Here is an 18,152-nt window from a genome sequence, read left to right on the forward strand (position 1 = left end):
CGCCCACTGGGCATCGGTCAGGTCGGAGGGGTAGCCACGGCGTGCAGACACCGCGCCACCCTGCCCGTCTCGCCGGTGGAAGTCATGCCACCACGCCGTCCACAACAGACCTTCTCAAACACGCTCTGAGAGGATCCGGTTCGGACGGTTGCCCTCCGGTTGGTCGCCATGCCGCTCGTGATGCTCGTTCGGGTTGCTGTGCCCGCGCAGCCCTGCCGGATGGGCCTGCCCTGCATGCTGCTCCCGCCGTCAGCACAGCGTGCACAGCTGTCTACGCCGCCTGGGCTTCCCGGGCGGAGCCGACAGTGGTGCCTCAAGGGACGGCGGCCAAGGACGGCCGGTGGGAGCGTGGGTGCGTTGCCGCAGGGTAGCCGGGTAGGCGATGATCGGCGTGTCGGCGTCGAACAGGACCGCGGCCGGCAGCGCTCCTGCGCTCGGACGTCTTTGGCGGCGGGCGTGCGGACAATCATCCCGGATTGGTGACGGTCGACTAGCCTGCCGTCGTCGTGGACGTGCCCAGTGGGTGGGGTCGGCCGGTGAGCGCGGCCAGGGCGGTGGCGACGGCGGACAGGTCGGCCTTGATGTAGGTGGTGGTGGCGGGTCCGCGGCGGTCGGTGTGTCCGGCGTAGGCGCGGGCCACCCCGTAGCCGAAGTGCCGCTCCACCCAGGTGAGGGTGGTGTGGCGCAGCCAGTGGGTGGTGATGCCCTGGACAGCGACCCACGGCAACTGTCGTCCGATGCGTTGCCACAGCAGGTCGTAGCGCCGGTAGGTGGCCGGTTGACCGTTGCGGTAGCGCAGCAGCGCGTCGGTGGGTGCGACGGCGCCGCGGGCTCGGGCGTGGTCGTTCAGCCGGCCGGCGAGCATGGGGGTGATGGGCTGCCAGCGTTGCGTGCCGCCCTTCTCGGACAGGCGGATCAGCGCGTGGTCGGTGTCCAGGTCGATCAGGCGCAGCGCGAGAGCGCCGCCGCGTCGGCAGGCCGTTTCGGTGTGCAGGCGTAGCAGCAGGGCGTCGAGGATGATGTCGTTGCCGCCGCTGCGGGCGGCGGCGTTGATGGCGGACACCTCGTCGGGGGTGAGGGCACGGCGGGTGTTGGGTAGCCGGCGGGGTTTGCCGATCCGGTGGGCGGGGCTGTCGGCGGTGGTGAGGTGGCCGTCGGCGATGGCCCGGTTGTAGAAGGCGCGGGCGGCGGCGACGAGATGCTCGCCGGCGTGCCGGCCGTGGCGTGAGTTGCGGCGGGAGCGGGCGCCGGCGGTGGCCTGTCGCATGAGGGCTTCGAGGTCGGTGGCGCGCACCGCGTCGATGCGCCGGTCGCCGAGGGCTGTGGCCATGCGTCGCCAGGAGCTGCTGTAGGTGCGTCGGGTGCCCGGGCTCGCCGCGGCGACAACAGCAGGAAGGTACCCGGCAATCGTCGGCACGGCCGGTGGGTCGGTGCCGGTGAGGTCGGCGGCGGTGAGGCCGAGGTGCTTCAGCAGCGCTCGGGCGGTGGCGACCCGGTCGGGATCCGTGGTCATGAGGGTTCTCCGAGGATGCGGGCGTGCAGGTCGGCCAAGACCGCGGTGATGGTGTGTGAGGGGTGCACGACGGTGCGGTTCCGGCGGGGCAGGGCGGCCAGGAGCACCGGTTCGCCGGTGGCGATGCCGCACAGGTGTCGGGCGGCGGCCGGCAGCGGCAGTTCCTCGCGGGTGCCCACGACATGCGCACCGTCGACGGCCGGGGTGATGAGGATGGCGCCGGTCACGACGTCGACGTGCAGCGTGAGGCCCGGTGTCCAGCCCAAGGCTCGCAGCAGCGCACGAGCGGTGACGCGGCCGGCGGCGTCGGGGCGAGCTACGTCGAACAGCACGCCGTCGCCGTCACGAGTGGTGGGCGCGGGCAATGTCGGCAGCGGCGCCGGCTCCGGCGAGGCGACCGGCAGTGGGGTGGGAACGAGCGCTTCGACGAGCTGCTCGTCGGGCCGGCGGGGACGCGGACGGCTGGAACTCACCGAGGCCCCCGCCATGGCGTACGCAGCGGTGTCAGCGCAGGGGGACGCCACTCCTGACGTCCGGGTGCACAAATGAAACGTAGCGCTTCGCGTCCCCACGCGAGGGGAGTTGATCTCGCGTGGATATCCACGAACTCTGGTGTCCGAGGGGGGAGCTGAACACTCCTATGTAGCATCCGTTATACAAACGGGTGCTCATGCGTTAAGTCTAGCACTTCACGATGCGTAACACTACAGGCGTGAGCTGCCCGCGAGCACGCCAGGGCGCAACTAATGCAATCAATTCTGCTGCCTGCGCTGGCACCAATACGGCCGAAGAATCCGGAGTTCTTGAAATTGCCGTTCGGCGCGATGCGGAGCCATTCCCCAGCACGCCGCCCGGGTGGGTCACATAGGCTAATCAGGGCAGGGTGTCTGTCGCCGGGCCGTTCGGGGTCTCGCTCGTTTTTGCGAATGGGTGTGGCTGTCCGGTCATCGCCGACAGCGCGTCGGCCACGTCGTGGAGATCGGCTTTGATGTAGGTAATGGTGGACGATGCTGGGCTGTCGGTGTGACCCGCGTAGGCGCGGGCTACCCCGTAGCCGAAGTGGCGTTCCACCCAGGTGAGCGTGGTGTGCCGCAGCCAGTGGGTGGAGATGCCGTGCACGACGACCCAGGGCAGGCGTTCCCCGATGCGTTTCCACAGGTGGTCGTAGCGGCGGCTGCTGATCGGCAGGCCGTTGCGGTAGCGCAACAGTTGGTCGGTGGGCAGAACTGCGCCGCGGACGCGGGCGTGTTCGTGCAGGTGCTCGGCGAGGCCGAGGCTGATCGGCTGCCACCGTACGGTGCCGCTCTTCTCGTTCAGGCGCACGAGGCCGTTGGAGCGGTCCAGATCAACAAGCCGCAGGGCGAGGGCGCCGCCGCGCCGGCAGGCGCTTTCGGTGTGCAGGCGTAGCAGGAGGGCGTCGAGGATGACGTCATTGCCGCTGGTCCGTGCCACCGCATTGATCTCCTCCAACTCGTAGGACGTCAGGGCACGGCGGGTGCTAGGGAGGCGGCGGGGTTTGGCGACACGATGGGCGGGACTGGCCGACGCGTCGATCAGACCATCAGCAACAGCCCGGGAGTAGAAAGCGCGAGCGGCGGCGATGACATGCTCGCCCGCGTGCCGGCCGTTGCGGCTGTTACGCCGCGACCGGGCAGTGATGGTCATCTGCTGTCATGGCCTCGACGTCGCTGGCCGCGACGGCGTCCAGCGGTCGGTCGCGCCAGACGGCGGCCATGCGCTGCCAGTAGGTGCCGTAGGTGCGTTGGGCGCCGGGGCCTGCTGCGGCGATGACGCGGGGTAGGTACTCGGCGATCGTCGGCAGGGGGGCTGGGCCGTCGGTGTGGGATTGGAGGTCGGTCAGGGTAACGCCGAGGTGAGCCAAGACCTGCCGCGCTGCGGCGTCGGCGGTGGCGTCAGCGGGCATGTCCAGCTCCCGCAAGTCGAGTGTGTAGGTCGGCGAGGACGCCGATGACGGTGCTGGCGGGGTGCACGACGAGCAGGTCGTGGATGACGAGAGCAGCGAGCAGCACCGGCCAGCCGGGCTCGATCCCGCACATCCGCCGCGCAGGTGCCGGTAGAGGCAGCTCACCGCGGCTGCCTATCTGGTGCCGTCCGTCGTGGGCCGAGCCGACGACGAGCATCCCCTGAGGTGGCTGGATGTCGAGGCGGCGGCCCGGCTCCCAGCCCAACGGGTGCAGGAGCTGTTGTGCGGTCACCCGGCCGCAGCTCGACGGGACAGCCATCCCCAGCAGCACGTCCTGCGCGGCGGCGAACACCCGCGGAGGAACGTGAACGGGCAGTGCCGGCATCGGCCTCGGGCACGGGCGGGGCCAGGTGGGCATGGCGGCAGGAACGAGCGGCCGGACGAGCTGTTCGCCGTACAGGCGGGAAGCTTGTGTCATGCCGGCGACAACGGCAGATGCGGTCCCGCGTCGACGTGCTCGACGAGCTTGACGGCAGCGGGCTCTGGAGGCCGGACCAAGCCTCGCGTGTGGCCGCCCGGCATCAAACGGGGGCGGGCATACTGCTGGCATGCGTGACGGCCTGCACGGACCGAACGTCATCACCGCCGGGGAGGCCGTGCTGCTTCTCGTGGCGGTCGCCGGCGGTGAGGCCGTGCACCTCGCGCGCCGGCAGGGGCCGTTGGAGCAGGGCCGCAGCGCCGTACCCGACCACTACCTCACGGGCGGGGACAGTGAGCGTGAGGCAGTCCAGCGGCGTTATGACGTCGAGGCGCTGCGGGAGCCGATCTGGGAGCACACGACGATGTGCGGGCGGGTCTGGGCGCTGATGGTCGGCGGTGACGGCGGGACGCTGAGCAGGTACCGGGAGCCGGCGTTCGCGCCGACGTGCCGACGGTGTCTGACGCTGATGGACCGCCTGTTCCCCGCGCCGGCGGTCGACCGCAGAGTCCCGGTCGTCGCGCAGGTGGTCTGCGACGTGGTGCGTGAGCACGGGCACGCGGAGGTCCGGCAGGTCCCCGGTGACCAGCTTGCCGTCCTTCGGAAGGAGATTCGGTCGCTGATCAGGCAGCAGACGGGCCACCACGCCCAGACACTCGTTCACGGCGATCTCCTGCTGGTGGTGTGTGATCCGCTGCGGGACGCGGAGGCGGAGATGCAGGCAGCCGCCGAGGCGGTAGGAGCAGTTCTCTTCGGGGATCAGCCGCTTCCGGCCGCGCGACCCGGGCGGCCATGGGTCGTCACGTGGACCGCGTGGGACCTGGGGTAGACGTCGGGCTGTCGTTGTGTCGGCCTTCTGCACGCTCGCCATCTGCCGGTGCTTGAGCTGAATCTGGCCCTGGCACGGCAGCCACGCGGGTTCCTGGACGCGGTAAGTCCGGCTGGTTGCGGTACTCGCCGCTGTCGGTCCTGGCCTCCCCCACGGTGCGCATGCTGATGGCGGCGAGGAGGCATGCGGTGCTGACGGCGGCGAGTAAGAGGTGGTAGCCGCCGTGCGGTAGGAGCGTGGCGGCAAGCAGGGGTGCGGCGGCTTTGGCGGTGGTGACGGGGGCGGCGAGTCGTCCCGCGATGGTGGCGTAGGCGGTGGTGCCGTAGCGGTCGACGAGGAGTGCTGGGGTGGCGAGGCTGGCGATGCCGAAGCCGAGCCCGAATCCGGTGACGGTGACGATGGCTCCGACGCGGGTTCCGGCGGCGAGGGGCATAGCGAGGACGGCGACTGCTTGGATGGCGAAGACGCCAGCGACGATGGTGGTGACGGGGAGTCGGCGTCGGGCGGCGGTGAGGACGAGTCTTCCGGTGACGGACAGGACGCCGAGGAGGCCGGCGGCGGTGGCGGCGTAAGTAGCCGGGTGGCCGCGGCTGGTCAGGTAGCTGACCAGGTGGACGCCGATGGTGCTGGTGGCGGCGCCGTGGGCGATGAGGGCGGCGGCGAGGATCCAGAACCGGGGATCGCGCATCGCGGCGCGCGCCGCCGTCCGCCGCGAGGCGTGGGCCGTTCGCAGCGTGGGGTTGGACGCTGTGACGTGCGGCGGTTTGCGAACGGTGAGGGCGTGCAGCGGCACGGTCACTACGCCGTGGACGGCGGCGAGCGTGAGGAGCGCGCCGCGCCAGCCGAGGTGGGCGACCAGGTAGCCGGTGAGTGGCATGAAGATCGTGCTGGCGAACCCGGCGACGACGGTGACCGCAAGCAGGGCGGTGGGGCGTCGGTCGGGGGTGAACCAGGAGACGATGACGGCGAAGGCGGGTTCGTAGAGGACCATCGCGCCGGTGATCCCGACACCGATCATGACGGCGTAGAGCTGCCCGATGGTCTGGACCTGGGACCAGGCGATCAGCAGCGCGGTGGCGGTGATCGAGCCGAGGGTCATGAGGGCCCGTCCGCCGTGCCGGTCGAGCCACCTGCCGACCGCGATGGCCATCAACGCGCCGGCGAGGACGCTGACGGTCAGCGCCCCGGTGACGGCGGTGATCGAGGCGCCGAGGCTGGTCGCCATCGGGCCGAGCAGCACGGCGTAGGCGTAGTAGATGGTGCCGTAGCCGACGGTCGAGGTGATCGCGAGGGCGGCGACGATGCGCCACCGGTGGTGCCCGCCGACGGTGGGGTCGGCGGGCGCCATCGTGGTGGTGGTCATCAGCTGGCGCAGCAGCCGCCGGTCTGGCCGCTGGTCGAGGTGTCGAGGCTGATGAGGCTCAGCGGGGCGGACAGCAGCCCACCGGCGATGCCCGTGGCAAGCCCCTTCCCGGCCGGCTGCGGGGCGGGGCCGCAGCTGCTGTCGGTGCCGGTCGCCTCGGCGGGGTTGCTGTTGCAGACGCCGGTTTCGGGCAGGTCGAGCTGGACGTCCCGGGCCGCCTGCCAGTCGCCGGCGAGGGCGGCGACGACGGAGCGGACCTGCTCGTAGCCGGTGGCCATGAGGAACGTCGGCGCGCGCCCGTAGCTCTTCATGCCGACGGCGTAGTAGCCGGACTCCGGGTGTCCGAGCTCGTGGACGCCGTGCGGGGGGACGGTGCCGCAGGAGTGCTCGTTCGGATCGATCAGCGGGGCGAGAGCCCGGGTGGCGCCCATGACCGGGTCCAGGTCCAGGCGCAGTTCGGCGGCGATCGAGTGGTCCGGGCGGAAGCCGGTCGCGGCAACGATCCGGTCGACGATCACCTCCTCCTCGCTACCGTCGGCGTGCCGGACAACGACGGCGACCCGGCCGTCGGCCGGGGTGAGCGCGTGCACGCAGAAGCCGGTGAGCAGCCGGATCCGGCCGGCGTCCACGTGTTCGCGCAGCCGGGAGCCGAGCGCGCCGCGGGCGGGCAGCGCGTCGGCGTCGCCGCCGCCGTAGGTGCGGGCGGGGCTGGCCGAGCGGATCGCCCAGGTCACCTCCGTGCCCGGCTCGGCGGCGGCCAGCTCGGCCAGGGAGAGCAGCGTGTTCGCGGCGGAGTGGCCGGCGCCGACGACCAGGGTGTGCCGGCCGGCGAACCGGTCCCGGTCGGCGCCGAGTACGTCGGGCAGGGCGTGCTCCAGGTACGCGGCCACGTCCTTCTCTCCACGGGCGGGCAGGCCGGAGGCGCCGAGGACGTTGGGGGTGCCCCAGGTGCCGGAGGCGTCAATGACCGCGCGGGCCAGCAGTTCGTCACCGTCGGCGAGGCGGATCAGGAACGGCGTCTGCTCGCGGCCGGCGGTGCGCAGCCGGTCCAGGCCGAGGCGGCTGATCGCCTCCACCCGCGCGCCGTAGCGCAGGTGCGGCTTGAGCTGCGGCAGCTCCGCGAGGGGCTGGAGGTAGTCGGCGACCAGCTCCGCGCCGGTGGGCAGCGCGTCCTCGGCCGGGGCGACCCAGCCGGCGTCGTCGAGCAGGCGGCGGGCGGCCGGGTCGACGTTGTACCGCCACGGGGAGAACACCCGCACGTGCCCCCACTGCCGCACCGCCGCGCCGGCGGTGTCACCGGCCTCCAGAACAAGGAAGGGCAGGCCACGCTCGTGCAGGTGGGCGGCGGCGGCCAGACCCACCGGGCCCGCGCCGATCACCACGACGGGCAGCTCGTTCGGGATGCTCATCGGAAAACTCCTCTGTGTTGAAAACTGTCGAATCAAGAAGGTGCAGTTGTGCTGGGGCGGGCGGAGCCGAAGGGGTTCAGATGACGGGGCTGCGCCGCTCGAGCAGGACGACGTCGCGCCACCGGCCGTGGTGCCGGCCGACCCGCTCGCGGGTGCCGATGACGCGGAAGCCGGCCCGCTGGTGCAGGGTGAGACTGGCGGTGTTCTCGGGGAAGATTCCGGACTGGATGGTCCAGATGCCGGCGGCCTCGGTGGAGGCGATCAGCGCGTCCAGCAGCAGCCGGGCTACGCCACGGCCTTGGGCGGCGGGGTCGACGTAGACGGAGTGCTCGACCACCCCGGCGTAGACCGCGCGGCTCGATGTCGGCGAGACCGCCACCCACCCGAGGACGGTGTCGTCCGCGTCGACGGCCACGAGGCGGTGGTCCGGCAGCTTGGCCGCGTCGAATGCTGTCCAGGTCGGGGCGGTGGTCTCGAAGCTGGCGTTGCCGGCGTCGAGGCCAGCCTGGTAGATGGCGAGGACACGATCGGCGTCGTCCGAGGTCATCGGGCGGACGGTGATGTCGGCCATCAGCAGGCTCCTTTCACGGTGGGGGCGGGTCGGCCCATGACGACGTCGGCGGCGGAGGGGAAGCAGCCGACGCATGCGTCGTTGATGCGGTAGTGGCGGGCGGTGCCGACCGGCTCGACGAGCACGAACCGCACCTCGGTCAGGATCTTCAGGTGTTGGGAGACGGTGGACTGGGCGAGCCCGACAGCTGCGACGATCTCCCCCACGCTCATCGGCCGGGCATGCCGGGCCAGGTACTCCACGATCTGCACCCGGGTCGGGTCCGCCAGGGCCCGGAACCACGAGGCGTAGGTCTGCGCGGTATCCCGGTCGAGGAGTTCGCCCACCACCACTCCCTCTATCGTTTATCGCCGATTGGCGATGAAAGCCTAGCAGGCGCCGTCCCGGTGAGGTGGGCGGTTGCGACGACGAGGCGGGCGATCGCGGCCAGGGTGGCCGGGTCGACCTTGTCAGGGGTGTCGGCGGGGCTGTGGTAGCCGCCCATCCCGGCACCGATGCCGACCGCGGCGAGGCCTGCTGCGCCGTAGCGGCGGTTGTCCGAGGCCATCGGCCCCGCAGCGAGTGGGACGCCGGTGTGCCGGCCGGCCTGGTCCAGCAGCGCCAGGAGGCGGTGGGCGGGCCCGCCGGCCTCGACCGCCGCCGCCCCATCCAGGCGGCCGGCTCCGTCGACGTTGACCACCAGGGGCGCGGCGCCCTGGTCGCGCAGCTGCGCGGCGTGGTGGGCCGAGCCGAGCGCGCCAACCTCCTCACCGTCGAGCAGCGCGACGCAGAGCCCGACGCCGTCGGGAAGTCCGCGGCCGAGGACGCGGGCGGCTTCGAGGACCACCGCGACGCCGGTGGCGTTGTCCGACGCTCCGGGCTGGCGGAGCCCGGGGTGGTCGCCGACGCCGTCGTAGTGGGCGGTCAGGAGCAGCTCCGCCCCGCCGGGGACGGTCTGCCGGAGTCGGGCGTGGATGTTGGTGCCGGTGACGTCGTCGCGGCGAACCGGCGTGGCGCCGGCGAACCAGCTGGCGCTGTCGGTTGCCGCAGCGAGGACGGTGCGGTGGGTGTCCGGGTCGAGGGTCAGGACGGGCAGCGGTCCCGGGTCCGGTCCGGCGAGGGTGGTGAACTGCCAGCCGTCGGCGTCGACGGCTCGGCGGATCAGCAGCCCGGCCGCGCCGCGGGTGTCCCGGTAGGCGTCGAACAGGCTCATCTCCGCCGGCACCACGAGCCACCGCCCGGCCGGGTCGTCGGCACCGGCGACGCCGAGCGGGCCGCGGCGGGTCTCGGCGGCGTCGGCGGAGGCGGAATGGATCGCGACCTGGCGACCGAATACCAGCGGCATGGGGCTGCTCCCGCCGCCCCAGGTGACCGTCGGCGCCTCGTGCACCTGCGGCACCGCCCGGACCGGGAACTCCTCAGTCCGGACCGTGGCGCCGAGAGCGGTGAGCTCGTCGACGAGCCACGCCCGGGCTGCCGCGCCGCCGGGTGATCCGACTCGCCGTCCTGCCATGCGGTCGGAGGCGAGGGTGGCGACGGTCGCGGACATCCGGTCGGCGCTGACTACCCGGAGCAGGCCCGCGAGGTCGTCTGGGGTGGTCATCCGCAGCACCCCTGTCCCGCGGCCACCGCGTCGGCCTTGGCCTGCGTGCCGCAGCACGAGCCGGCCGCTTGCGCGGCTTCCTGGGTGCCGCAGCACGGGCCGGCGCTCGCGGCCTCGCCGATTGGCGGCAGGATGGACCCCACGGCCTGGGCGGGGCTGCCGCAGCAGGCGCCGGAGCCGGTGACCTGCAGGGCGGCGGCCGGGTCGCCCGCGAAACCGCCGGTGGTCTGGGTGTTGTCGCTCATGACAGGTCCTCTCGTCAGCGGGGGCTGATCAGCGTGTAGACGGTGGTGCGGGCACGGTCGTAGCGGCGCTGCGCACGCTGGTCGGCGGTGGACACCTGAGCGCAGGAGTCGCAGAACCGGACTCCAGCGCGAAGAGCGGATGAGCGGCGGGTGGAGCCGAACATGGTGGGTCCCCTTCCTCCAGACGCCTGTCTTGACGTCCGTCTAAGCAGAGAGTTGCACGTTGATTAGAGAGATGTCAACCTAGAGACATGTCAAAGCAACAGGCGCCCCTCGCCGTCATCGATCTCAACGCCGACACGCCGTGCTGCCCCCCGCTGGCGCAGCGTCGGATTCCGGCCGAGACGGCCGCGGTGCTCGCTCCCGCGTTCAAGGCCCTCGGCGACCCGGTGCGGCTGCAGCTGATGTCGATGATCGCCTCCGCCGAGGGCGGGGAGGCGTGCGTGTGCGACCTGACGCCGGCGTTCGACCTGACCGGGCCAACGATCTCGCACCACCTCAAGACGCTGCGCGAAGCGGGCCTGGTGGATGCCGAACGGCGGGGCACGTGGGTCTACTACCGCGCCCGCCCGGGAATCCTGCGCCAGCTCGCCGCCCTGCTGTCGGTCGAGCCCGCCCCCTCGTCGCAGGCGTAAGCCGCGGGCAAACCCGTACCTACCAGCGCCGACCGCGCAACGCGATCAGCGTTGAGCGCCGGATCCCGTGTGCGAGGCGACGTCCGCTGTCCGCTGCCGGCCTTGCCGTCCGGACACGTGAGCGGCGAGGGCAGTCATGACGTGCGCGGCGTCGGGACCGACGCCACGCAGGGTGTTCGAGGCGAAGGATCGCTGGAACTCCAACCCGAGATAGATCAGCCCTGGATGGGTGGTGGAGATCCCGCCCACGTGCCGGGGCGCGCCATGGTCGAGGGCGCCCAGGGGCTTGAGGTACGCGAGGTCCGGGCGGTAGCCGGTGGCGAAGATGACCGCGTCGACCGGCTCGGGCGTGCCGTCGGCCCAGATGACGCCCTCAGGGGTGAAGGCGGTGAACATGTCCCGCCGGGAGAGCAGCCCGGAGGCGAGAGCGTCGCGGTATACGCCGGTGTCGAGCACGGTGGCGTGTCGGACAAGTCGGGTGAGGACGCGGCGTGGCAGGCGGTCCGCGCCGGTGACCCGCAGCCAGTGGTGGAGGTCCCGCCCGCCGAGGCGTTGGGGCAGGAAGCGCACGGGTTCCCGGGTGGCGAGCGTGACCCGGGCGTGGCCGGCGATCTCGTAGGCGACCTGGACGGCGGAGTTGCCGGCACCCACGACGATGACCCGCTTGCCCGCGTACACCTCCGGCCGGCGGTAGTGAGCGACGTGCCGGAGATCGCCGGCGTAGTCGTCCTGGCCGGGCAGCGTCGGCAGGTACGGGTTGCCGAACGATCCGCTGGCGGCGACGACGCCGACCGCAGCCATCTCGTCCCCGGTGTCAGTGCGGACGAGGTACCCCCCGTCGCGGCGAGGGTGCACGGCCGTGACGCGGGTGCGGGTGCGGATGTCGACGTCCACGGTCTGCGCGTACCGGCGCAGGTACGCCGTGACCTCGTCGCGCCGGGGGTAGCGGTCCGGGTCGCCGTCGAAGCGCATGCCAGGCAGGGCGCTGTAAAGGGCGGGCGAGAAGAGGGTGAGGCTGTCGTAGTAGTCAGGCCAGGAGCCAACCGGCTCGCTGCCCGCCTGCAGGACAACGGGCCGCAGGCCCGCGGTCAGGGCGGCTCGGGCGGCGGCCAGGCCTGACTGGCCGCCGCCGACGATGATCACTGGCTGGGATGGGGTGGTCATGTCACGATCATATCGTCGTTTTGTTGAATGACAATATGACGATGGTGGGGAAAGGTAGGGCCATGAGCGACGCCACCGGACAGCCCGCAGGGGCATCCCCGCCCGCGCGCGCGGCCGGAGTCCCGGAGGGCCTGGCGCCGCAGACGCAGGAGTTCCTCAAGGCCTTGGGCAGCCCCACCAGGCAGCGGATCATGATGCTGTTCGCGCAGGGCGCCGAGCTGTCGGTGGGCGAGGTGGCCGAGCGGACGGGCATCAGCCAGGCCACGGCGTCGCAGCAGTTGACCCTGCTGCGACGCGGACGGGTGGTCACCTCCCGTCGCGACGGGAAGACCGTGTACTACCGGGCCGATCGGGACGGCGCGCTCGCCGCCCTCGCGGAGTTGCAGTCTTACCTGGCGACCTGCTGCTGACCAGGTCGCCCACCGGCGACCCGGCGGTCTCCAGCACCCTCCGCCCGGACGCCGCGCACCCCCTCCGACATGCATGCCGCACCTGCAGGCATGACAGGTTAGGTGTGGAGTGTGATGGTTCCGGCTGTTCCGTCGACGGTTACGAGCTGCCCGGGGCGCAGTCGTTGGGTGGCGTCGCCGGTGCCGACGACGGCGGGGATGCCGTACTCACGGGCCACCAGGGAGGCGTGTGCGGCTAGGGTGCCGCCGTCGGTGACCACTGCGGCGGCGCGGGAGAACAGCGGTGTCCATGCCGGGGCGGTGGCCTTCGCGACGAGCACTTGACCATCGGCGAAGCCGTCGAAGTCCTCAGGTCCGTGCACGATGGCGACTTCGCCGGTGGCCCGGCCGGCCGAGGCGGGATGCCCGACGAGGGCGCCCTCGGCGGTCTCCGTGGTGCCGCGGGCCTGTTGAACCGCGTGTTCGATGACGTCGCCGATCAGTCGCGCGGGACGGCCCAGGGTCAACGGCGCGGTCAGGCGGCGTTGGCGCTGCCAGAGGGCGCGCCGCTCGGCAACCCTGGCGCTCAGCTGTCCGGGGTCGCCTTCGATCCCGCTGTTCACTTCATCCCGCGTGCAGAAGTAGATGTCTCCGGGCTGCTCGATAGCTCCCAGGTTGACCAGGTGCCGCCCGAGGCGGGCGGTGCAGGCCCGCAGGACCGGCCAGGCGAGGGTGAACTCCCGCGCCTGCTCCTCCCGGATGACGGCGTAGCGCTGGTTGACCTTCAGCAGCCGGTCGAAGTCAGCCAGCAACCGCGGGCGGTCGGCCAGCGTCGCTCGGCAGCGTTGTTCGGCAACCATCCGCTGTTCGGCAAGCGAGCGGTAGCGGTCCCCGGCTCGGGGTGGTCGGCCCGTTGCCAGTTCTCCGGCGACCGGGTGATACCAGTCGACGCTCTGTACGGCGTGCGCGCCGGCCACCGGCTGGGCGCCGGGGAGCCCGCGCAACAGCACCTGCGCACCGCCCTCATCGTCGGGGAGCACGTCGATGAGATGCCGGCGGACGAAGCGAGTCAGGCAGGCTTCCATCTTCCACGCCGACCCGCCGACGATCGCCAGATACCAGAGGTAGATCCCGGCTTCCCGCCCGAGTGCGTCGACGAGCTCGGCCAATCGCCGAGGCGATGCCGTGTCGACCTCCGCCTCCGCGGCGGCCACGAGGCGTCGATAGCCGGGCAGTTGTTGTTCACGCCAGGCCCGCTCCAGTTCGGACAGGACGGCGCGGTCGGCGGCATCCGGGTCATGGCTGACCCGGATCAACGCGTTGAAGAGGATCTTCGCGGCCCGCCAGCGTCCCTGCCACAGCACCCCAGCGAGGAGTTTTGGTGACGGGATTGGTGTGGCGTTGTAGTACCAGCCGTTGACCAGCGCGTACCGGAACGGCACTCGCACCCCGACGCTGCCGTACATCCCATCGAGATACCCGTCTTCGAGCACCGGCAGCAGCCAGCTGGCGAACAGCGGAGTGACGGCCTCGGGGAGCCATTCCCCGAGCCGGAAGTTGCGCATCCACAACCCCGGTCCCGGCGCCGTCCACGACACCGGCTCCGGCACCGCAGTCATCGGCCGGGCCTGCAGCAGCCACAGACGGCCCGCCCGGTCGATGGCCCACTCCACGTCCTGCGGGCGGCCGTCGTACCGGTCGGCGATCCGACGCGACAGCTCCGCGACCGCGTCGGCCTGGACGTCGGTGAGGACCCGTCCACCGCCGGGGCCGGACCGGGTCATCGCGGTGCGACTCGCGGTGACCGTCCACTCTTCGCCGGTCGTCACACCCGACACCAGCGGATCACCCAACCCCGCGACGGCGGCCACCAACGTCTGATCGCGGTCGCCGGTGACCGGATGCGCGGTGAACGCCACCCCGGCCACAATCGGGTCGACCATCACCTGCACCAGCACCGCCATCGCCGCCGTCGCCCCGCCACGCCGCTGGTGGTAGGCGGTGACCCGCTCGCTGGCCGCCGCGGCGAAGCATCGCCGCACCGCCGCACCCAGCCCGTCGGCGGGCACGTTCAGGTACGTCTCGTACAGGCCTGCGTACGAGGCATCCGGTAGATCCTCGGCCGCTCCCGACGAACGCACCGCGAACCGCTCCCCGCCCAGGCCCTCGACACTGGCCGCGAGCCGTCGGTCAAGCTGCGGATCATCGAGGACGCCGGTGGTGACCACAATCCCGGGCGGCACCGAGAACCGGGCTGCGGTCAGGTCCGCCAGCACGGCCGCCTTTCCACCGATCAGCGCCCGGTCGACCGCGCTCGCCTCGGCCAGGTCCACCACCGTGAGGTTGGAGCTCATCACCCACCACCATGTGTAGCACCGCAAAGTATTGTGACGCTACAGTAGAACCGCTGGGCCGCCATCAGCAAGAACGAGGAGCCACAGGTGTTGCCGATGCGACCGGAACTGCTCAAAGGCCATCTCGATGCGTTGCTGCTCGCGGTCCTGGAACCCGGGCCACAGCACGGCTACGCCGTCATCGAAGCCCTGCGAGACAGCAGCGGCGGGGCACTGGACCTGCCGACCGGCACCGTCTACCCGGCGCTGCACCGCCTCGAACGCGCAGGCCTGATCGCCAGTGACTGGCAGACCGTCGGCGGCCGCCGCCGCCGCGCCTACCACCTCACCCCGGCCGGACAGGCCGCGCTCGGTGAGCAGCGGGCAGTCTGGGACCACTTCTCCACCGCCGTCACTGCAGTTCTGGGCGGGCGGGCATGGCCAACGACCGCCTGACCAGCCGAGCAGGCGAAGCACCTCTCGACGCCTACCTGGGCGACCTCGCCGCACGACTGCGTGGACCACGGCGGCGTCGGGAGCAGATCCTCGCCGAACTACGCGACGGACTCCACCACGCCGTCGCCGACCGCACCGCCGCCGGCCTACCCCAAGGTGAGGCGGTCGCCGCCGCGATCGCCCAGTTCGGCACCCCGCAAGCGGTCGCCGAGGCCTTCGCCGGGGAGCTGGCCACCGCCTACGCCCGGCGCACCATCGCCTGGTACATCGCCACCGGACCTGTCGTGGGCATCTGGTGGCTGCTGCTCCTGCAGCCCCACCCCTGGCGCACCGGCCTGGTCGCCCTATTGGCCGCGATCCCCGTCATCCCACTGATCATCATCGCGATCGCCACCGCCGCTGGGACGGTGGCCACGACCGGTCGCCTCATGCGCTGGCTACCCGAAGCAAGCCCACAACACGCACTCGCCGCGACCATCACCATCGCCGCCCTTGCGCTCGCCGGGGATCTCACGGTGATCGCGAGCCACCTCCGGTCAGAGATTCCGGCGAAGTCACTGGCCACGTTCGCCGTCGCCGCTAGCCTCACTCGGATCGTCTGCAGCCTGGTCACGATGCGCCACGCCACCGCGATGCGCACCTCGCCGCCCTCCTGATCATCGAACCCGCCCGTCGACTGAGCGCCGCCAAGCCCCCGACGGGCTTATCCCTCACTCCCATTTGACGAACGACAGATCACTCAGCGATAGTTGACTCAATGAACGCTGAGCTTGCTTCCCTGGCCGGGCGCGCACGGGTCCACGCCGCACTCGGCGACCCTGCGCGCCTGGCGATCGTGGACGCGCTCAGCCAGGGCGACGCCTCGCCCGGGGAGATCGCCCACACCCTCGAGATGCCGACCAATCTCGTCGCCCACCACGTCAAGGTGCTCACCGAAGCCGGCCTCGTCCAGCGCGGCCGGTCCGAGGGCGACCGGCGGCGCACCTACCTGCGACTTCAGCCGGCAGCCTTGGCCGCCCTCACCCCTCCCCCGCTGGCCGATGTGGGACGGGTGGTCTTTGTCTGCACCCACAACTCCGCCCGCTCCCAGCTGGCCGCGGCGCTGTGGAAGCGGCGCACCCATGGGGAAGCCGCCTCGGCCGGCACCAAGCCTGCGACCCGAGTGCATCCCCGCGCGCTTGCCGTGGCCCACCGCCACGCCCTCGACCTCGATGCAACCGGCACCGCCCACGTCAAGGACGTCGTCCGCGACGACGACCTGGTCATCGCCGTCTGCGACAACGCCCACGAAGAGCTCACCGGACCGGTCCGCCCCCGCCTGCACTGGTCCGTGCCGGACCCGGTCCGCATCGACACCGACGAAGCGTTCGAGGCGGCCTACGCCGACCTCGCCGACCGCGTCGACCGCCTCGCCCCCACCACCATGTTGAGAGGCACCCGATGACCGACATCAGCGCCCGCATTCAACAGGAGATCACTCTCGACCAGCAGCTCGCCCTGCACACCGCAGCAACCCGGCTGGCCGCCGAGTTCGACGGCATCTACGGCACCGAGACCATCAAGCGGTTCCTGCACAGCAGCTACGACCAGTTCGCCACCGCCGCCAGCATCCCGAACTACCTGCCCCTGCTCGCCGAGCGCTTCGCCCGCCAGCGGTTGCGGGCCCTGGCACGGGTCGAGGGACACCACCGCGACGGCCGTCCCGTCGTGCTGTTCCTGTGCACCCACAACGCCGGCCGCTCCCAGATGGCCCTGGGCTTCTTCGTCCACCTCGCCGGCGACCACGCCGTCGCCTGGTCCGGCGGTAGCGAACCCGGCATCGAGATCAACCCCTCGGCGATCGCCGCGATGGCCGAACGCGGCATCGACATCTCCGAGGAGTTCCCCAAGCCCTGGACCGACGAAGTGGTCCGCGCCGCCGACGTGGTCGTCACGATGGGGTGCGGCGACGCGTGCCCAGTCTTCCCCGGTACCCGTTACGAGAACTGGGACATCGACGACCCAGCGGGCCTCAGCGTCGCCGATGTGCGGCCGATCCGGGACGAGATCGAGCGCCGGGTCCGGCGGCTCCTCGACGAACTGGACGTTCCCGCCACCCGATAACCCGCTGTGCCCCGATTGTCGGGGACAGTCAGATCATGGGAGAGAAAACACTGATGACCATCGCACTCCGGCGGCGTCTGCTGGCCGAGTTCATCGGCACTGCCCTGCTCGTCACCGCCGTCGTGGGCTCCGGCATCATGGCCGCCACGCTCTCTCCCGGCGACGTCGGGCTCCAGTTGCTGGAGAACTCGGTCGCCACCGCTCTTGCCCTCGGCGCGCTGATCCTGATCTTCGGTCCGGTCTCCGGCGCCCACTTCAACCCCGTGGTGTCCGCCGCCGACTGGTTCCTCGGCCGCCGCGTCGGAACCGGACTGACCCTGCGCGAACTCGGCGGGTATGTCATCGCCCAGGTCCTCGGGGCGATCGGCGGGTCGATCCTGGCGAACCTGATGTTCGACCTGTCCGCCGTGGCCTGGTCGAGCAAGGACCGGGCCGCCGGGCATCTCTGGCTCGGGGAGGTCGTCGCCACCACCGGCCTGATCCTGCTGATCTTCGCCCTCGCCCGCTCCGGCCGCGCGCCGGTCGCTCCCGCCGCCGTCGGCGCCTACATCGGGGCGGCGTACTGGTTCACCTCGTCGACCTCGTTCGCCAACCCTGCGGTGACGATCGGCCGTGCGTTCACCGACACGTTCGCCGGCATCGCCCCCGCTTCCGTCCCAGGGTTCGTCGTCGCCCAACTGGTCGGGCTGGCGGTCGGCGTCGGCCTACTCGCCGCGCTCTACCCCGACGCCGGGCGGGCCGCCGACCAGGTCGTCGTCCCTGCCGAGGAACGCGACCCGGCACTGGACCACCGCCGATGACCAACCACGACCCGGAGCACGGCGAGGCAGAGGTGCGTTACCGCCGCCTGCTCAACCCGCCGCGTCCCGCCGGCCGCTACCGCCTGCTCGACCGCAGCAGCGCCCCAGACCGGTCCCTGCCTGCACCCCGCGCCGAGACGCCCGTGAATCGGCCCTATGACCACGTGTACTCCAAGGAAGGCATCTGATGTCCAAGCCCAGCGTCCTGTTCGTCTGCGTGCACAACGCCGGCCGTTCCCAGATGGCCGCCGGCTGGCTGCGCCACCTCGGCGGCGACGCCGTCGCCGCTCCGCCGGCTCCGAGCCCGCCGACCAGATCAACCCGGTGGCCGTCGAGGCGATGCGGGAGGTCGGCATCG

Annotated in this window: 23 protein-coding genes and 1 pseudogene; 10 read left to right on the forward strand and 14 right to left on the reverse strand. The window is 71.6% G+C overall.

Translation table 11 applies throughout. The features are described 5' to 3' along the window. Positions 1–490 precede the first annotated feature (490 nt). From ABD52_RS41610 to ABD52_RS29690, 5 genes are all read right to left on the reverse strand, one after another. Positions 491–1,513: a site-specific integrase gene (locus ABD52_RS41610; protein ID WP_047893940.1), complete on the reverse strand. Its 1,023-nt coding sequence runs from the start codon at positions 1,511–1,513 to the stop codon at positions 491–493. Continuing rightward, positions 1,510–1,986, reverse strand: a complete 477-nt coding sequence (locus ABD52_RS29675; RefSeq protein ID WP_152748338.1) for a hypothetical protein — start codon at positions 1,984–1,986, stop codon at positions 1,510–1,512. The genes ABD52_RS41610 and ABD52_RS29675 overlap by 4 nt, the downstream gene beginning before the upstream one ends. Before the next feature lie 400 nt (positions 1,987–2,386). Beyond that, on the reverse strand, positions 2,387–3,178 hold the full coding sequence (locus ABD52_RS29680; RefSeq protein ID WP_091331295.1) for a site-specific integrase: 792 nt from the start codon (positions 3,176–3,178) through the stop codon (positions 2,387–2,389). Beyond that, positions 3,150–3,437 carry a hypothetical protein gene (locus ABD52_RS41100; protein WP_053065512.1) on the reverse strand — a complete coding sequence of 96 codons (288 nt, stop codon included), beginning with the start codon at positions 3,435–3,437 and terminating at the stop codon, positions 3,150–3,152. The genes ABD52_RS29680 and ABD52_RS41100 overlap by 29 nt, the downstream gene beginning before the upstream one ends. Further along, positions 3,427–3,789 (reverse strand): hypothetical protein, encoded by a 363-nt coding sequence (locus tag ABD52_RS29690; RefSeq protein WP_030274746.1) that lies wholly within the window; start codon positions 3,787–3,789, stop codon positions 3,427–3,429. The genes ABD52_RS41100 and ABD52_RS29690 overlap by 11 nt, the downstream gene beginning before the upstream one ends. Positions 3,790–4,045: 256 nt before the next feature. Between ABD52_RS29690 and ABD52_RS29695 the strand changes: the two genes are divergently transcribed. Continuing rightward, positions 4,046–4,744 carry a hypothetical protein gene (locus ABD52_RS29695; RefSeq protein ID WP_047893942.1) on the forward strand — a complete coding sequence of 233 codons (699 nt, stop codon included), beginning with the start codon at positions 4,046–4,048 and terminating at the stop codon, positions 4,742–4,744. On the opposite strand, the gene ABD52_RS29700 is transcribed toward ABD52_RS29695, so the two are convergent. From ABD52_RS29700 to ABD52_RS39900, 7 genes are all read right to left on the reverse strand, one after another. Further along, entirely contained in the window at positions 4,716–6,107 is a 1,392-nt protein-coding gene (locus ABD52_RS29700) for an MFS transporter (RefSeq protein ID WP_082171418.1), read from the reverse strand. The genes ABD52_RS29695 and ABD52_RS29700 overlap by 29 nt on opposite strands. After that, on the reverse strand, positions 6,107–7,516 hold the full coding sequence (locus ABD52_RS29705; protein WP_030274749.1) for an FAD-dependent oxidoreductase: 1,410 nt from the start codon (positions 7,514–7,516) through the stop codon (positions 6,107–6,109). The genes ABD52_RS29700 and ABD52_RS29705 overlap by 1 nt, the downstream gene beginning before the upstream one ends. Before the next feature lie 76 nt (positions 7,517–7,592). Continuing rightward, on the reverse strand, positions 7,593–8,087 hold the full coding sequence (locus ABD52_RS29710) for a GNAT family N-acetyltransferase (protein WP_030274750.1): 495 nt from the start codon (positions 8,085–8,087) through the stop codon (positions 7,593–7,595). Continuing rightward, positions 8,087–8,416 carry a helix-turn-helix transcriptional regulator gene (locus tag ABD52_RS29715; protein ID WP_091332251.1) on the reverse strand — a complete coding sequence of 110 codons (330 nt, stop codon included), beginning with the start codon at positions 8,414–8,416 and terminating at the stop codon, positions 8,087–8,089. Before ABD52_RS29715 ends, ABD52_RS29710 begins: the two co-directional genes overlap by 1 nt. A gap of 8 nt (positions 8,417–8,424) precedes the next feature. Beyond that, on the reverse strand, positions 8,425–9,669 hold the full coding sequence (locus tag ABD52_RS29720; RefSeq protein ID WP_030274755.1) for a M28 family metallopeptidase: 1,245 nt from the start codon (positions 9,667–9,669) through the stop codon (positions 8,425–8,427). Further along, on the reverse strand, positions 9,666–9,914 hold the full coding sequence (locus ABD52_RS29725; RefSeq protein WP_030274757.1) for a hypothetical protein: 249 nt from the start codon (positions 9,912–9,914) through the stop codon (positions 9,666–9,668). The genes ABD52_RS29720 and ABD52_RS29725 overlap by 4 nt, the downstream gene beginning before the upstream one ends. A 14-nt stretch (positions 9,915–9,928) precedes the next feature. Then, positions 9,929–10,078, reverse strand: a complete 150-nt coding sequence (locus ABD52_RS39900; protein WP_157551546.1) for a hypothetical protein — start codon at positions 10,076–10,078, stop codon at positions 9,929–9,931. Positions 10,079–10,165: 87 nt separating this feature from the next. On the opposite strand from ABD52_RS39900, the gene ABD52_RS29730 reads away from it, so the two are divergent. Continuing rightward, entirely contained in the window at positions 10,166–10,549 is a 384-nt protein-coding gene (locus tag ABD52_RS29730; RefSeq protein ID WP_030274759.1) for a metalloregulator ArsR/SmtB family transcription factor, read from the forward strand. Positions 10,550–10,594: 45 nt separating this feature from the next. Here ABD52_RS29730 and ABD52_RS29735 read toward each other — a convergent pair whose 3' ends face one another. Next, on the reverse strand, positions 10,595–11,713 hold the full coding sequence (locus ABD52_RS29735) for an NAD(P)/FAD-dependent oxidoreductase (RefSeq protein WP_047893943.1): 1,119 nt from the start codon (positions 11,711–11,713) through the stop codon (positions 10,595–10,597). Positions 11,714–11,775: 62 nt separating this feature from the next. Between ABD52_RS29735 and ABD52_RS29740 the strand changes: the two genes are divergently transcribed. Further along, complete coding sequence (locus ABD52_RS29740) at positions 11,776–12,123, forward strand: helix-turn-helix transcriptional regulator (protein WP_082171419.1); 348 nt, start codon at positions 11,776–11,778, stop codon at positions 12,121–12,123. A gap of 98 nt (positions 12,124–12,221) precedes the next feature. On the opposite strand, the gene ABD52_RS29745 is transcribed toward ABD52_RS29740, so the two are convergent. Continuing rightward, entirely contained in the window at positions 12,222–14,456 is a 2,235-nt protein-coding gene (locus tag ABD52_RS29745; RefSeq protein ID WP_030274765.1) for a PEP/pyruvate-binding domain-containing protein, read from the reverse strand. Between the two features lie 96 nt (positions 14,457–14,552). On the opposite strand from ABD52_RS29745, the gene ABD52_RS29750 reads away from it, so the two are divergent. From ABD52_RS29750 to ABD52_RS41110, 7 genes and pseudogenes are all read left to right on the forward strand, one after another. Further along, positions 14,553–14,891, forward strand: a complete 339-nt coding sequence (locus tag ABD52_RS29750; protein WP_030274767.1) for a PadR family transcriptional regulator — start codon at positions 14,553–14,555, stop codon at positions 14,889–14,891. Further along, entirely contained in the window at positions 14,873–15,547 is a 675-nt protein-coding gene (locus ABD52_RS29755) for a permease prefix domain 1-containing protein (protein ID WP_030274768.1), read from the forward strand. The genes ABD52_RS29750 and ABD52_RS29755 overlap by 19 nt, the downstream gene beginning before the upstream one ends. 101 nt (positions 15,548–15,648) lie before the next feature. Beyond that, positions 15,649–16,335 carry a helix-turn-helix domain-containing protein gene (locus tag ABD52_RS29760; protein ID WP_030274770.1) on the forward strand — a complete coding sequence of 229 codons (687 nt, stop codon included), beginning with the start codon at positions 15,649–15,651 and terminating at the stop codon, positions 16,333–16,335. Then, on the forward strand, positions 16,332–16,994 hold the full coding sequence (locus ABD52_RS41105; protein WP_030274772.1) for an arsenate reductase ArsC: 663 nt from the start codon (positions 16,332–16,334) through the stop codon (positions 16,992–16,994). The genes ABD52_RS29760 and ABD52_RS41105 overlap by 4 nt, the downstream gene beginning before the upstream one ends. A gap of 53 nt (positions 16,995–17,047) precedes the next feature. After that, on the forward strand, positions 17,048–17,794 hold the full coding sequence (locus ABD52_RS29770) for an MIP/aquaporin family protein (protein ID WP_036311740.1): 747 nt from the start codon (positions 17,048–17,050) through the stop codon (positions 17,792–17,794). Beyond that, a complete protein-coding gene (locus tag ABD52_RS37915) occupies positions 17,791–17,982 on the forward strand; it encodes a hypothetical protein (protein ID WP_030274776.1) in 192 nt (63 codons plus the stop codon). Before ABD52_RS29770 ends, ABD52_RS37915 begins: the two co-directional genes overlap by 4 nt. After that, a pseudogene (locus ABD52_RS41110) lies at positions 17,982–18,152 on the forward strand (heat-shock protein HtpX); the annotation flags it as partial. The gene ABD52_RS37915 and the pseudogene ABD52_RS41110, both read left to right, overlap by 1 nt.

Source organism: Micromonospora sp. RV43 (genome assembly GCF_001029515.1).
Classification (GTDB): domain Bacteria; phylum Actinomycetota; class Actinomycetes; order Mycobacteriales; family Micromonosporaceae; genus Micromonospora; species Micromonospora aurantiaca.

What these genes read in the sequence shown, in the direction of transcription:
- ABD52_RS41610 (WP_047893940.1), bottom strand. Translation starts at nt 1,513, where the DNA reads ATGACCACGGATCCCGACCGGGTCGCCACCGCCCGAGCGCTGCTGAAG.
- ABD52_RS29680 (WP_091331295.1), bottom strand. Translation starts at nt 3,178, where the DNA reads ATGACCATCACTGCCCGGTCGCGGCGTAACAGCCGCAACGGCCGGCAC.
- ABD52_RS41100 (WP_053065512.1), bottom strand. Translation starts at nt 3,437, where the DNA reads ATGCCCGCTGACGCCACCGCCGACGCCGCAGCGCGGCAGGTCTTGGCT.
- ABD52_RS29695 (WP_047893942.1), top strand. Translation starts at nt 4,046, where the DNA reads ATGCGTGACGGCCTGCACGGACCGAACGTCATCACCGCCGGGGAGGCC.
- ABD52_RS29700 (WP_082171418.1), bottom strand. Translation starts at nt 6,107, where the DNA reads ATGACCACCACCACGATGGCGCCCGCCGACCCCACCGTCGGCGGGCAC.
- ABD52_RS29705 (WP_030274749.1), bottom strand. Translation starts at nt 7,516, where the DNA reads ATGAGCATCCCGAACGAGCTGCCCGTCGTGGTGATCGGCGCGGGCCCG.
- ABD52_RS29710 (WP_030274750.1), bottom strand. Translation starts at nt 8,087, where the DNA reads ATGGCCGACATCACCGTCCGCCCGATGACCTCGGACGACGCCGATCGT.
- ABD52_RS29720 (WP_030274755.1), bottom strand. Translation starts at nt 9,669, where the DNA reads ATGACCACCCCAGACGACCTCGCGGGCCTGCTCCGGGTAGTCAGCGCC.
- ABD52_RS29725 (WP_030274757.1), bottom strand. Translation starts at nt 9,914, where the DNA reads ATGAGCGACAACACCCAGACCACCGGCGGTTTCGCGGGCGACCCGGCC.
- ABD52_RS39900 (WP_157551546.1), bottom strand. Translation starts at nt 10,078, where the DNA reads ATGTTCGGCTCCACCCGCCGCTCATCCGCTCTTCGCGCTGGAGTCCGG.
- ABD52_RS29730 (WP_030274759.1), top strand. Translation starts at nt 10,166, where the DNA reads ATGTCAAAGCAACAGGCGCCCCTCGCCGTCATCGATCTCAACGCCGAC.
- ABD52_RS29735 (WP_047893943.1), bottom strand. Translation starts at nt 11,713, where the DNA reads ATGACCACCCCATCCCAGCCAGTGATCATCGTCGGCGGCGGCCAGTCA.
- ABD52_RS29740 (WP_082171419.1), top strand. Translation starts at nt 11,776, where the DNA reads ATGAGCGACGCCACCGGACAGCCCGCAGGGGCATCCCCGCCCGCGCGC.
- ABD52_RS29745 (WP_030274765.1), bottom strand. Translation starts at nt 14,456, where the DNA reads ATGAGCTCCAACCTCACGGTGGTGGACCTGGCCGAGGCGAGCGCGGTC.
- ABD52_RS29750 (WP_030274767.1), top strand. Translation starts at nt 14,553, where the DNA reads ATGCGACCGGAACTGCTCAAAGGCCATCTCGATGCGTTGCTGCTCGCG.
- ABD52_RS29755 (WP_030274768.1), top strand. Translation starts at nt 14,873, where the DNA reads ATGGCCAACGACCGCCTGACCAGCCGAGCAGGCGAAGCACCTCTCGAC.
- ABD52_RS29760 (WP_030274770.1), top strand. Translation starts at nt 15,649, where the DNA reads ATGAACGCTGAGCTTGCTTCCCTGGCCGGGCGCGCACGGGTCCACGCC.
- ABD52_RS41105 (WP_030274772.1), top strand. Translation starts at nt 16,332, where the DNA reads ATGACCGACATCAGCGCCCGCATTCAACAGGAGATCACTCTCGACCAG.
- ABD52_RS29770 (WP_036311740.1), top strand. Translation starts at nt 17,048, where the DNA reads ATGACCATCGCACTCCGGCGGCGTCTGCTGGCCGAGTTCATCGGCACT.
- ABD52_RS37915 (WP_030274776.1), top strand. Translation starts at nt 17,791, where the DNA reads ATGACCAACCACGACCCGGAGCACGGCGAGGCAGAGGTGCGTTACCGC.